Below are 11,968 nucleotides of genomic sequence, written 5' to 3'. Positions count from 1 at the left end.
CCGCACCCGCCGCACCGCCGCGCCCGTGCCGGGTGCGGCGCGCCCGCAGCGCAGGACGTCGGCGCTCTCCACCCAGAGCCGGCCCTGCCGGCCGTCCGGGTCCACGCTCCAGTGCACGTCCACGCCGGCCGGGCGGCCGCCCGGCCCGGGTCCCGGGTCCGCGCTCCACCGCTCGGTGACCGCGGACTCCACCGTCGCCCGGCGGTCACGGCCCGTCAGCCGTACGAGCACCAGTGCGCGTCCGGCGTCCGGCATCACCGCGGCCCCGGCACCGGAGCCGGCCGCTCCAGCGGTGGCGGCACCGCCGCGGGCTCGGTGACCGGCGCGTACGCGGGCTGGCCCAGCCCCAGCAGGCGGTACATCAGCGCGCGCATCCGCCGGTTGAACCGGCCCGGCTCCGAGGAGAGCAGCGCGGCCACCCGCGCGTACTCCGGCCGGCGGTACTCGGCGGCGGCGTAGCGCAGTTGATCCTCCAGCGGATGCAGCGGCGACAGCGCCGGTGCCGCCAGCGCGAGCGCGGCCGCCGGGGAGGCCGGGTGCACCTCGCGCTCGGGGAAACGGGCGACCAGGACGGGCGCGGGGGTGACCGTCGCGTAGGAGGTCAGCGAGCCGTGGTCGCCGATGACGTAGTCCGCGGCGACCAGCACCGCCCGCCAGTCCGTCCCGGGCGGCACCAGCGTCAGGCCCCGGGCCCGGCAGCCCGCCAGCCAGGTCCGGATCTGCCAGTCGCCGTGCCCGGCCCAGACGTTGGGGTGGACGAGCACGGCCACCCGGTACCGGTCGGGCGGCAGCTCGCCGAGCAGCCGCGGCAGCAGCGCGTCGAAGCGGCCGAAGGAGGAGGACGGGCCCCAGGTGGTGGTGACGGCCACCAACTGCTGCCGGGCGCCCACGCCCAGCGCCCGCCGGTACGCCTCCCGGTGCGGCAGGCTCGCGGCGAGCCGGTCGCGGTCCGGGTCCCCGACCACCGCCGCCACCGGCACCGCCTCGGGGCACCAGCGCCGCAGTTCCGCCACGTCCCGCTCGTGGGCGAGCGCGATGGCGGCGGGCACGACCCGGCCGCCGCGCGTCAGGTACTGGCGGCTCAGCATCCCGGCCGGCCGCTCCGCCGCGGGCTCCGCCGGCGCGTGGTCCTCGCGCAGCAGCTTGATGTGCCCGGCGCCGTGCGAAAGCCGGATCAGCGGGCCGCGCACCCTCTCGATCCCCCGGGAGCCGGCCGCGAGGGCCAGGTCGAAGCCGGTGCGCGCCGCCGACTTCCAGGGCAGCACCGCCACTCCGAGCTCCCGCAGGAAGCGGGCGGCCCCCTCACCGAGCGCGTGCGGGGCGACCGTGAAGGCCACCTGGATCCGCAGGTCCCCCTCCAGCAGCGCGAAGACCTCGCGCAGCCGCTGGCCGTAGGTCACGGTGTGCACGACGACCAGGACACGCTTGCAGTCCGGCAGCGTCAGCCACCGGCCCTCCGGCTCCGGCCCGGTCCCCGGGCGTCCGCGGGCAGCAGACATCGGCACCAATCCCCCACTCATCCGGTCTCTTCCCGGCGGTTTCTCCGCCGGTCCGGACGATGCCAGGGCGCCCTGACGCAATGCTTGCAGCGACCTCGACGCATCCTTGCCACGCTCCGCCCGGCAGGGGTCATCAACTCGTGGTTAAGTCGGTGGTCCAGCCGTAACCTGGGGTGGACTAGTGCTGAGGCGCCCTCCCGTGACAGGATGCTCTGCGCGGCCACCTCGGGCTTAACTGGCCGTGAGATTACGTGCAGAAGGTGGCGAAACGGCCCGTAAGGACGGAGCAGATGGCAGTCGGGGGCGACAGGTCGGCAGGTGAAGCGGGCAGCCCGCTCGCGGAGCGGCTCAATTACCTGTTCGCGAACATGCATCCGCCGGGGGCGCCCTACACCAACGGGCACGTGGCCGACGAGATCAGCCGCGGCACCCAGGAGTACGGCGGGGTCAAGCTCACCGAGCAGTATCTGTCGATGCTCCGCAACGGCAGGCGTGCCAACCCCAGTCCGGACGTGCTGCGCGCGCTGGCGAAATTCTTCGCCGTGCCGGTCGGTTATCTGATGGGCGACCTCTCGGCCTCGCAGGCCGAGCGGGTGGAGGAGGAGGTCCGCTTCCTCGTCGCCATGAGGGATCAGCGCGTACGGGCCATAGCCCTGCGGTCGGTGGGACTGCCGCCGGAGGTGCAGGACAGCCTCAACACGATCATTGCCCAGTTCCGGCAGCAGATGAACCTTCCGGCCGACCCGCCCGACGCGGGTGGTGAGGAGCGACCGTGACCGTCACGGCGGACGACCAGCTCTTCACCTACTGGCGGCGTACCGAGGACGAGGACGGTGCAGGCATGCGAGTGGGGCGGATACGACGCCGCTGCAAGCAGCTCATCCATGAGCTCGCGCTGCCCGCGTCGACCGATCTGCAGGGCCTGTGCGACGTCGTCGCGCGCCGTGTGGGCCGGCCCCTCCGCCTGGTCCCGATGAGCCTGAACGGTGTCGTCTCGGGCATGACCGCCACCACGGACGACGCCTTCTGGGTCATCTACGAGCAGAAGACCTCGCCCTGGCACCAGGTGCACATCGTGCTGCACGAGATCGGTCATCTGCTGCTCGGCCACGACCAGGACCCGGCCGTCACCGAGGACGCCCTGAAGGTGTGGACGCCGTCGGTCGACGTGGCCACCGCCATGCGCCGCATGGGCCTGACCGTGGGCCTCGCGCGCCACCACTGCTACGACAACCTCACCGAGCGCGAGACCGAGATCCTCGGCACCCTCCTCATGGAGAAGGTCGTGCCCCCGCCGCCCGGCCAGGAGACCGCCCTGGAGGGCCCCGCCGCGGAGCTCGCCGCCTCGCTCGGGCCGGCGCTCCAGCACGTACGCCAGCGGCTGCGGGACGGAGGTGCCGATGTTTGACGCCATCTACCTCGTCTTCTCCGCCGTCACCTGGGCCATCGTCGGCTACAAGACCCGCGCCTGGCTGCGCGACCGCGGCAACGTCGACCTCGGCCTGACCGCGCTGATGACCTCCGGCGTCCCCGTCGTCTTCCTCTTCTCCGCGCCCAGCGTCTACCGCGCCTTCGACCGCCTGACCGGCGTGCCCAACCTGGCGATGGTCTTCCTGTACTCCGCCGTCGTGCTGTTCGCGTCCGGCGCCACCGTGCTGCTGCTGCGCTGGACCAGCCGCGGCGACGAGCCCGCCCGCGCCCGCGCCGCCGCCCGCTCGCGGTGGGCGATGGCGGCCGTGGTCCTCGCCTGGGCCGCCGCGATCGCCTGCTTCGCCGTCGGCCGGCCGGACGACGTGGAGCACCCCCGCGACTTCAGCACCGCCTACGCCCACGCGCCCGGAGTGGTCGCCTTCCTGGTGCTGTATCTGGCCATCTTCGGGACGAGCCTCGCCGGGCTCGGCGCCCTGTGCCCGCGCTACGCCGCCCAACTCGGCCCCTGCTGGCTCTCCAAGGGCCTGCGCACGCTCGCCGCGGGCTGCTGGCTGGGCCTGCTGTACTGCCTGTGCAAGCTGGTCGGCTTCGTCCTGAGCTGGGCCGGCCACGACGCGTACTGGCTGTCCAACGGCGTCGCGCCGATGAGCGCCTCGGTCGCCGCGCTGCTGGTCCTGCTGGGCTTCTCGCTCCCCGCCGCCGGCCCCCGGGTCTCCGCCTGGCGCCGGCTGCGCCGGCTCCAGCCGCTGTGGCGGGCCGTCACCGCGCACGCCCCCGAGGTCACCATCGACGAGCACCGCTGGTCCGCCCGCTGGCCGCTGTCGGACCTGGAGTGGCGGGCCAACCGGCAGATGGCCGAGATCCGCGACATCCAGCGCGGCCTGCGCCGCCATGTCGAGGCCGCCACCTTGGACATCGCCCGGCGCAAGGCCACCGAGGCCGCGCTGGACGAGCGCCGGCTCGCCGCGGTCGTCGAGGCCGCGGCCCTGCGCCGGGGCCTGCAGAACCAGGTCACCGGGCACGTGCCGGCGCCGCACGCCGACAGTGTCGTGATGACCGTCAGCGCCGACCCGGCGGAAGAGCACGAGCACTTGGCGCGCGTCGCCGACGTCTACCACGACCCGGTGGTCGACGCGGTGCTCACCGAACTACGGGAGATCAGCGCGGCACGCCGTCCCTGACGGCGAGCGGCCCACAGACGAGGCGGCCATGGACGGGGGTCAAGGCCGCCTGCGCCACAGGCCGGCGCCGGGTCCGTATCCGTACGGACCCGGTGCCGCCCGTGCGCGTCACCACCCGGTCACCCGGCCCGCCCCAGGGCAGGGCGGCCCCGTCTAGAGTCGGGTTCCATGCAGAATTCCGTCCCGCCCGGCGCTTTGGCGCCCATCGATGTCACCGCACTGCTCACCGACCCGTACGGCACCTACGCCCGGCTGCGCGAGGCCGGCCCGGTCCACCGCTTCACCGGCCCGGACGGCAAGCCCGCCTGGCTGGTGACCCGCTACGACGACGTCCGCCGGGCCATCAACGACCCGCGGTTCTCGCTGGACAAGAGCAACGCCGTGCCCGGCAACTACAGCGGCTTCTCGCTGCCTCCCGCCCTGGACGCCAACCTGCTGAACATGGACCCGCCGGACCACACGCGGGTGCGCCGCCTGGTGGTGAAGGCGTTCACCCCGGGCCGGGTCGACAAGCTGCGCGCGCCGGTGCGCGAGCTCGCCGGCGAACTCCTCGACGCCGTCGAGGCGGAGGGGCGCACGGACCTGCTCGCCACCTACGCCGGCCCCTTGCCGATCATCATCATCTGCGACCTGCTGGGCGTTCCGCGGGCGGACCGGCGGGACTTCCGGACCTGGACCGACGCGCTGATCACGCCCGATCCCCAGCGGCCGCACCTGGCGAAGGAAGCCGTCGTCGGCATGATGCGGTTCTTCACCGGGCTGATCGCGAGCAAGCGCGCCGAGCCCGGCGACGACCTGCTCTCGGACCTGATCGCGGCCCGCGACGGCGAGGGCGGTGCCGACCGGCTCTCCGAGGAGGAGCTGACCTCGCTGGCCTTCCTCATCCTCTTCGCCGGTTACGAGAACACCGTCCACCTGATCGCCAACGCCGTCCTCGCCCTGCTGGACCACCCCGGCCTGCTGAGCGAGCTGCGCGCGGACCCGGCCGGGCTGAGCGCGGCGGTCGACGAGTTCATCCGGTGGGACGGCCCCGCCCCGCTGGCGATCCGCCGGTTTCCTCTGGAGGACGTCGAGATCGGCGGCGTGACGGTGCCGGCGGGGGAGACGGTGCTCCTCTCGATCGCCTCCGCCAACCGTGATCCTCGTCACTTCCCCGATCCGGAACGGCTGGATCCGAGCCGCGAACGAAGCGGACATCTCGGGCTGGGGCGTGGCATTCACCACTGTCTCGGCGCGCCGCTGGCCAGGATGGAGACGGAAACGGCGCTGGCAGTGCTGCTGGAGCGGTTCCCGGGGCTCACGCTCGACGTGCCACGCGAGGAGCTGGAGTGGCGTCCATCGATGCGCGCGCGTGGCCTGATTTCGCTTCCTGTTCGTTGGTAATCGGCAAAGGCGAACAGATTTTTGATGCATAACCCATCGTTGATGAGGTAGAACTGTCTTCGAGCCCGCCCGGTGTGCATCCCCCGTCGCACCGGGCGGGCCTTCGACGTCAGTGGCCGGCGCCGTGCGGGAACTTCAGCAGCGCCACCGCCGCCAGCATCTGGATGCTCACCGCCGCCACCGCCTTGTGCGTCGGCAGGTGGTGCTGGCCGCGGATCAGCAGGGCGGCGAAGGCGTAGCCGAAGGCCGAGGTGATCCAGGCGGCCGCCCGTACGGGGAAGGAATCGCCCGGCAGCCACGCGTCGAGCGCCAGCCGCGGCAGGTCCGTGGCCCAGAACAGCACGACGAACAGCGTGACGGTCGGGCCGAACTTCCCGTTGCCGCCGAGGCGGCGCGCGATGGCCTGGGTGACGACTCCCAGCAGCAGGCTGGCCAGGAGCAGCACGCCGTCGGCTATGGCCATCGCCTCCAGCGCCAGCGTCGGGCTCACCCGCCACTGTCCGCGGAACGAGTCCTTGCCGACCGTCCCCAGGGCCCCGCACAGCAGGCACAGAAAGGCGGCCGTGCCCCAGACGCTCCGGTCCCGGGCCTCGTCGAGCACTTCGACGGGCCGGTACCAGAGCCCGAATATCAGGCGGTGCCACAGCGGTCCGCGCGGTTTCGGGGCCGGCGCGTGCGAAGGGGAGGGCATGGGGGAGGGGCTCACAGGCATGGATGCAAGTTCTATCACCGCCCGGCCCGGATACCGGTCCCCGGTCCGGAATCCAGAATTCCGCAAGTGGCCGGGGTGACGCGCGGTCAGACCGGCGCGGGCGCCCTGGTGTCGGGGTCGGTGTCCGGGTCGGTGCCGGTGTCCGGGTCGGAGCCGGGGTCCGTGCCGTGCAGGTACTCCTCGGTGATCTCCCGCGGCCCGAACGGCCACACCTTCTCGAAGCGCGCCCAGAGCACGAAGGCGATACAGCCCGCCGCGACCCAGGCGAGCGACCACTCGATGGGGTGCCGGCCCGGTGAGTTCTTGTCCGCGTAGCCGTAGATGACCAGCCAGCCCACCAGCGCGACCAGGCTCGGCAGCGGGTAGAGCCACATGCGGTACGGGCGCCGCAGCCCCGGCTGGCGGCGGCGCAGCACCGTCACGGCCAGCACCTGGGCGAGGGCCTGCACGATCACCATCACGGTGGTCAGCAGCTGGATGAGCGTCGCCAGGTCCGTATGACGGCCGATCAGGAACCCGACCGCGGTGATGGCACCCATCGACGCGAGCCCCAGGACCGGGAAGCGGTGACGGGGATGGAGCGTGCCGAAGGCGCGGAAGAAGACCTTGTCGCGGGCCGCGTCGCAGGGGACCCGGGAGCCGCCGAGGAGCCCGGCGAGGACCGAGGCCACGGCGGTGACGAGGATCAGCACCGTGACGGTCCGGGCGGCCCCCTTGCCCCAGGCCGCCTCCAGCACCGCCGAGGCGACGGAGGAGGAGGCCGCCGAGTCGGGGTCGAGCATCTGCTTCCAGTCGATCACGCCGAGCGTGCCGATCTGCAGGAGCAGGTAGATCGCCATGATGCCGAGGATGGAGAAGACGATGGCGCGCGGCAGGGTCCGCCCCGGGTTCTTGATCTCGGCGCCCATGTAGGCCGCGGTGTTGTAACCGAGGTAGTCGTAGATGCCGATCGTCAGGCCGGCCGCGAAGCCGATCCAGAAGTGGTTGGTGGTCAACTCGAAGGCGTGCGCCGGGTAGGTGAAGGCGCGACCCGGGCTGAAGTGGGTGAACGCGGCGATGATGACGAGCACCACGGAGGCGATCATCACGCACCACAGCACGACCGTGATCTTCGCGATGTTCTCGACCCGCCGCCAGAGCACCGCGAGGATGAGCGCGACGACGGCCAGCCCGACCAGGTCGCCCTGGGTCCGTCCCATGCCCGGCCACAGATAGCCCAGGTACTGCACGAAGCCGATGATCCCCGTCGACATGCCGAGCGGGATGAAGAGCATCGCCGTCCACACGAACAGGAACGGCATCAGCTTGCCGCTGCGGTACTGGAACGCCTGGCGCAGATAGACGTAACTGCCCCCGGCCCCCGGGAGCGACGCCCCCAGCTCGGCCCAGATCAGCCCGTCTGCGAGGGCGAGCACCGCGCCCGCGACGAACCCGATGACCGCCTGCGGACCGCCGAAGGCCGCGACCATCAGCGGAATGGTGACGAACGGTCCGATGCCGCACATCTGACTCATATTCAGGGCGGTGGCCTGGAACAGCCCGATGCGGCGTACGAACCCGACCCGCGGCTCCGGCCGTCGTTCCGTGTCTGCCATGGCGGTCAGCCTTTCTCGTGCCGGATGGGTCGTCCGTCAGTGCACTCGTACACCGGCGTGCCGGACACGTCCATCACCTGGACAGCGGTGAACCGCGCGGGCGGAGCGCCACCGCCCGGACGGCGCAGTGTAGGTTCCGCCGCCGGCCGAGGGGCGGTGAACGCGCAAACGGGCCCGGCGCGATGCCCCGCCCGGCACTATTGCGTATATGTGGCAACTGCCACCTCTGTGTCACAAAGGCCGGTCAGAGCGCTATGGTGGCCCGGCCGTGGTGTTCGGGAAGACCGGTGACAGGCCCTCGTGGCCCGATTCCGGAGCGGCCCTCGCCACTGTGATCGGGGAGTTCCCGTCCCGTTCCGCGCGCCCCCACGGCGCGCGGGGCCACTGGCCGCCACGCGCGGCCGGGAAGGCAGGGGCGGGCGCGCGAACACCCGTAAGCCAGGAGACCGGCCACGGCACCGACGCAATGATCCACGAGGTGCTTGGAGCGTTCACCCTCAGATGTCCCTGCCCATCGACAGTCCCGCCACCCCCACCGGCGCGCCGCCCGCCTTCCACTGGCGCCGTCAGGACACCGTACGGACCGCCGGCCTGCTGGCCGTCATCGCCGCCCTGCACGTCGTCGCGTTCGGCGTCCTCTACCTGCTCGTCGTGCCCGAGAACTACGCCGTGGGCTCCAAGGTCTACGGCGTCGGGCTCGGCATCACCGCCTACACCCTCGGCATGCGGCACGCCTTCGACGCCGACCACATAGCCGCCATCGACAACACCACCCGCAAACTGATGGCCGACGGCAAGCGCCCGGTCTCGGTCGGCTTCTGGTTCGCGCTCGGGCACTCCAGCGTCGTGGTCGCCATGGCGGCCCTGGTGGCCGGCGGCACTCAGGTCGCGGGCAAGCTGATGGACGAGGATTCCACCACCCACCAGACCCTCGGCGTGATCGGCACGTCCGTCTCCGGCGGCTTCCTCTACCTCATCGCCGCACTCAACCTCGTCGCCCTCGCCGGCATCCTGCGGATCTTCCGGGCCATGCGCGAGGGCCGCTACGACGAGGCGGAGCTGGAGCGGCACCTGGACTCGCGCGGCTTCATGAACCGCGTCCTCGGCCGCTTCACCCGCTCCATCACCCGCCCCGGCCAGATGTACCCGCTGGGCTTCCTCTTCGGCCTGGGCTTCGACACGGCCACCGAGGTCACCCTGATGGTGATGGCGGGCAGCGGCGCCGCCGCCGGCCTGCCGTGGTACGCGATCCTGTGCCTGCCGCTGCTGTTCGCCGCCGGCATGAGCCTCTTCGACACCCTCGACGGCACCTTCATGAACTTCGCCTACCAGTGGGCGTTCTCCAACCCCGTCCGCAAGGTGTTCTACAACCTCACCATCACTGGCCTGTCGATCGCCGTCGCCTTCCTCATCGGCACCATCGAGCTGGTGAGCGTGCTGCACGAGAAGCTCGGCCTCGACGACGGGGTCACCGCCTGGATCGCCGGGATCAACCTCGACAACGTCGGCTTCGTCATCGTCGGCCTGTTCGTGGTCGTCTGGGCGGCGGCGCTCGCGTACTGGCGCTTCGCCAAGGTCGAGCAGCGGTGGGCGCAGCGCACGGCGCCCGCGGGGGCGACCGAGAGCTGACGGGCCGTACGGTCCGGCCGCGGCCCGGCTACGGATCGCCGGGGAGGTCACGCGCCCGCGGGGGAACCCGTGCGCCGGCGTCCTCGGGGTCCGCCGCTCCGTCCCCGTCGCCGGGGGAGTCGGCCGGCGCGGTCCGGACCCCGAACCACGCGGCCACCTCGGCGAGGACGGCGACGATACGACGACGCATGCGAACTTCCTTCCCTCGCGGGGTGGTTGACCTCCCCGAGCTGCCCAGGGGTGCCGGTCGCATGCGTCGGTCACCCGAAGAGGGACCGCACGAGTGACGCCGTCCCCACGATCAGGTGAACTCCGGCCGGGCCACGGGCAGAACGACCTCGAACCGGCAGCCGCCCGGCACGTTGCGCACCCCCGCCCGGCCCGCGTGGGCCTCGACGATGCCGCGGACGATCGCCAGACCCAGCCCGGCGCCTCCCGGTGGCGTTCGCGCCCTGGACCCGCGCCAACCGGTGTCGAAGACGCGCGGCAGTTCGTCCTCGGGGATGCCGCCGCAGCCGTCGGTGACGGACAGGACGACCGTGTCCGCCTCCCGCCGCGCGGCCACCGCGACCGTGCCGTCGGCGGGGGTGCGGTGGATGGCGTTGACGAGGAGATTGCCGAGGACGCGCGTCATCTCCTTGCCGTCGACCTCGACCGGGACCGCGTCCACCCGGTCGCCGGCCAGCAGGACCCCGTGCTCGCGCGCCAGCGGCCCCGCCCCGGCCAGGGCGTCGTCCACCAGGTCGTACACCGACATCCGGCTCGGGTTCAGCGGCAGCACGCCCGCGTGGATGCGGGAGAGCTCGAAGAGGTCGCCGACCATGGAGTCCAGCCGGCCCACCTCCGCGCGGATGCGGTGGAAGTAGCGCTGCGGGTCCTCGGCCACGCCGTCCTCCAGCGCCTCCGCCATCGCGCGCAGACCGGCCAGCGGGGTCCGCAGGTCGTGCGAGATCCAGGCGACGAGCTCCCGCCGGGAGCCCTCCAGCGCCCGTTCCCGTTCCCGTGACCGCGCGAGCCGCTCGCTCGTGGCCGCCAGTTCGCGGCCGAGCCCGGCCAGTTCCGCCGTGCCGCCACCGGCGGGGGCGACGAAGCCGCCGTCGTCGCCGAAGGAACGCGCCGCGTGCGTCAGGGCGTTGCTGCGTGCCACCACCCAGCGGCCCAGCAGCAGCGCCGTGGCGAGCGAGACGACCGCGGCCATCGCGCACACCGTCGTGACGACCGTCAGGTCGTGGGAGGAGAGGAACATCGCCCGTGCCACGGCCAGTGTGCCGGCCAGCATCGCCGTCACCGGGACCGCCGCCACCACCGTCAGGGACACCGCGACCGAGCGGTGGCGCAGCACGCGCAGGGCCAGGGCGCCCAGCAGCCCGGCCGCCGCGGCGCCCAGCAGCGCGAACAGGGCGATCAGCAGGACGTCACGCACGGTCCGCCGCCCCGCTGTCCGCGCCGTCGGCCTCGAAGCGGTAGCCCACGCCCCAGACCGTGCGGATCAGCCGGGGCCGGCCCGGGTCGTCCTCGACCTTGGCGCGCAGCCGCCGCACGTGCACGGTCACCGTCGACAGGTCGCCGAACTCCCAGCCCCACACTTCGCGCATCAGCTCCTCGCGGCCGCAGGCCCGCCCCGGGTGGCGCAGCAGGAACGCCAGGAGGTCGAATTCGCGGAGGGTGAGGGAGAGTTCCGTGCCGTTCTTGGCGGCGCGGCGGCTCGCCGGGTCGAGGATAAGGCCGGCCGCGCGCAGCGGCGGCGTGGAGCCCGGGGTGACGGCCGCCCGGACGCGGGCGCGGCGCAGGACGGACTCCACGCGCAGGACCAGTTCGCGGGGGCTGAACGGCTTGGTCACGTAGTCGTCCGCGCCGGTCTCCAGACCGAGGATCCGGTCCTCCTCGTCGCCGCGGGCCGTCAGCATGATCACCGGTACGGGGCCGTGTTCGCGGAGCCTGCGGCACACCTCCAGGCCGTCCATGCCGGGCAGCATCAGGTCGAGCACGACCAGGTCGGGCCGGGCGGCGGTGGCGCGTTCCAGCGCGGTGGGGCCGTCCGCGGCGCGCTCGACGGCGAACCCGGCCCGGTCGAGGTAGCCGGCCACGATCTCGGCGACGGTGGGGTCGTCGTCGACGACGAGAACGCGGGCGGGCGGTTGCGTGGGGTGCATGCCGTAAGCGTCGCACCGCGGCGGGTGCGACGCCGCACGGGCCTACGGGCGGTGCGGCGGGGGGTCAGCGGCCACGCCGGTTCCCGGAGCGGGGCCGCAGCAGTGCGACGGCCAGGACGGCCGGAGCGGTGATCAGCAGGGTGAGGGTGACCAGCGACATGCTGCGGACGGGCTGCTTGCCCGATTGCTGGACGGACTCGCGGTAGGAGGGGCGGCGGGTGAACGGCGGGCGCGCGGGCGGGGCCGGCGCCGCGGCGGAGGGAGGCGGGGAGGGGACGGCCGAGGGCGTCCGGGGCGGCGGCTGGTCGCTGACGGGCAGGGAGCCCGGCGGGGCCGGGGCGGGAGCGGGAGCGGGCGGAGTGCGTGGTGGTGTGGGTGCCGGGGG

At 72.9% G+C, this 11,968-nt stretch carries 12 protein-coding genes, 1 pseudogene and 1 riboswitch; of the genes and pseudogenes, 5 read left to right on the top strand and 8 right to left on the bottom strand.

What is annotated here, in order from left to right:
- Both J7E86_RS26640 and J7E86_RS26635 read right to left on the bottom strand, forming a co-directional pair.
- The coding region (locus J7E86_RS26640) for a hypothetical protein (protein WP_215085057.1) at positions 1–255 on the bottom strand (255 nt) is incomplete at its 3' end.
- Positions 255–1,499, bottom strand: a complete 1,245-nt coding sequence (locus J7E86_RS26635; protein WP_215085055.1) for a hypothetical protein — start codon at positions 1,497–1,499, stop codon at positions 255–257. The genes J7E86_RS26635 and J7E86_RS26640, both read right to left, overlap by 1 nt.
- A gap of 290 nt (positions 1,500–1,789) precedes the next feature.
- On the opposite strand from J7E86_RS26635, the gene J7E86_RS26630 reads away from it, so the two are divergent.
- From J7E86_RS26630 to J7E86_RS26615, 4 genes are all read left to right on the top strand, one after another.
- On the top strand, positions 1,790–2,275 hold the full coding sequence (locus J7E86_RS26630; protein ID WP_215085053.1) for a helix-turn-helix domain-containing protein: 486 nt from the start codon (positions 1,790–1,792) through the stop codon (positions 2,273–2,275).
- The gene (locus tag J7E86_RS26625; protein ID WP_215085051.1) at positions 2,272–2,907 is read left to right on the top strand and encodes a hypothetical protein; all 636 of its coding nucleotides are present in this window, start codon (positions 2,272–2,274) and stop codon (positions 2,905–2,907) included. The genes J7E86_RS26630 and J7E86_RS26625 overlap by 4 nt, the downstream gene beginning before the upstream one ends.
- Positions 2,900–4,111, top strand: a complete 1,212-nt coding sequence (locus J7E86_RS26620) for an MAB_1171c family putative transporter (RefSeq protein ID WP_215085049.1) — start codon at positions 2,900–2,902, stop codon at positions 4,109–4,111. The genes J7E86_RS26625 and J7E86_RS26620 overlap by 8 nt, the downstream gene beginning before the upstream one ends.
- A 168-nt stretch (positions 4,112–4,279) precedes the next feature.
- Positions 4,280–5,494 (top strand): cytochrome P450, encoded by a 1,215-nt coding sequence (locus tag J7E86_RS26615; RefSeq protein WP_215085048.1) that lies wholly within the window; start codon positions 4,280–4,282, stop codon positions 5,492–5,494.
- Between the two features lie 109 nt (positions 5,495–5,603).
- Here the strand turns inward: J7E86_RS26615 and J7E86_RS26610 are convergent, their stop codons facing one another.
- Complete coding sequence (locus tag J7E86_RS26610) at positions 5,604–6,185, bottom strand: YIP1 family protein (protein WP_215085046.1); 582 nt, start codon at positions 6,183–6,185, stop codon at positions 5,604–5,606.
- 107 nt (positions 6,186–6,292) lie between these two features.
- The gene (locus tag J7E86_RS26605) at positions 6,293–7,801 is read right to left on the bottom strand and encodes an APC family permease (protein ID WP_215085043.1); all 1,509 of its coding nucleotides are present in this window, start codon (positions 7,799–7,801) and stop codon (positions 6,293–6,295) included.
- 252 nt (positions 7,802–8,053) lie between these two features.
- A riboswitch (cobalamin riboswitch) is annotated at positions 8,054–8,271 on the top strand.
- Between the two features lie 31 nt (positions 8,272–8,302).
- On the opposite strand from J7E86_RS26605, the gene J7E86_RS26600 reads away from it, so the two are divergent.
- Positions 8,303–9,430, top strand: a complete 1,128-nt coding sequence (locus tag J7E86_RS26600; RefSeq protein ID WP_215085041.1) for a HoxN/HupN/NixA family nickel/cobalt transporter — start codon at positions 8,303–8,305, stop codon at positions 9,428–9,430.
- 28 nt (positions 9,431–9,458) lie between these two features.
- Here the strand turns inward: J7E86_RS26600 and J7E86_RS26595 are convergent, their stop codons facing one another.
- From J7E86_RS26595 to J7E86_RS26580, 4 genes and pseudogenes are all read right to left on the bottom strand, one after another.
- Positions 9,459–9,620, bottom strand: a complete 162-nt coding sequence (locus J7E86_RS26595) for a hypothetical protein (RefSeq protein WP_215085039.1) — start codon at positions 9,618–9,620, stop codon at positions 9,459–9,461.
- A gap of 111 nt (positions 9,621–9,731) precedes the next feature.
- Positions 9,732–10,853: a sensor histidine kinase KdpD gene (locus tag J7E86_RS26590; RefSeq protein ID WP_215085037.1), complete on the bottom strand. Its 1,122-nt coding sequence runs from the start codon at positions 10,851–10,853 to the stop codon at positions 9,732–9,734.
- Positions 10,846–11,583, bottom strand: a complete 738-nt coding sequence (locus tag J7E86_RS26585) for a response regulator transcription factor (protein ID WP_215085035.1) — start codon at positions 11,581–11,583, stop codon at positions 10,846–10,848. Before J7E86_RS26585 ends, J7E86_RS26590 begins: the two co-directional genes overlap by 8 nt.
- Before the next feature lie 64 nt (positions 11,584–11,647).
- Positions 11,648–11,968: pseudogene (locus J7E86_RS26580) on the bottom strand (hypothetical protein); the annotation flags it as partial.

Source organism: Streptomyces sp. ISL-11 (genome assembly GCF_018614525.1).
Lineage (GTDB): Bacteria > Actinomycetota > Actinomycetes > Streptomycetales > Streptomycetaceae > Streptomyces.
The sequence above is the reverse complement of the archived record's forward strand: the minus strand, read 5'-3'. Positions and strand labels throughout refer to the sequence as shown.

What these genes read in the sequence shown, in the direction of transcription:
- J7E86_RS26635 (WP_215085055.1), bottom strand. Translation starts at nt 1,499, where the DNA reads ATGTCTGCTGCCCGCGGACGCCCGGGGACCGGGCCGGAGCCGGAGGGC.
- J7E86_RS26630 (WP_215085053.1), top strand. Translation starts at nt 1,790, where the DNA reads ATGGCAGTCGGGGGCGACAGGTCGGCAGGTGAAGCGGGCAGCCCGCTC.
- J7E86_RS26620 (WP_215085049.1), top strand. Translation starts at nt 2,900, where the DNA reads ATGTTTGACGCCATCTACCTCGTCTTCTCCGCCGTCACCTGGGCCATC.
- J7E86_RS26615 (WP_215085048.1), top strand. Translation starts at nt 4,280, where the DNA reads ATGCAGAATTCCGTCCCGCCCGGCGCTTTGGCGCCCATCGATGTCACC.
- J7E86_RS26610 (WP_215085046.1), bottom strand. Translation starts at nt 6,185, where the DNA reads ATGCCCTCCCCTTCGCACGCGCCGGCCCCGAAACCGCGCGGACCGCTG.
- J7E86_RS26605 (WP_215085043.1), bottom strand. Translation starts at nt 7,801, where the DNA reads ATGGCAGACACGGAACGACGGCCGGAGCCGCGGGTCGGGTTCGTACGC.
- J7E86_RS26600 (WP_215085041.1), top strand. Translation starts at nt 8,303, where the DNA reads ATGTCCCTGCCCATCGACAGTCCCGCCACCCCCACCGGCGCGCCGCCC.
- J7E86_RS26595 (WP_215085039.1), bottom strand. Translation starts at nt 9,620, where the DNA reads ATGCGTCGTCGTATCGTCGCCGTCCTCGCCGAGGTGGCCGCGTGGTTC.
- J7E86_RS26585 (WP_215085035.1), bottom strand. Translation starts at nt 11,583, where the DNA reads ATGCACCCCACGCAACCGCCCGCCCGCGTTCTCGTCGTCGACGACGAC.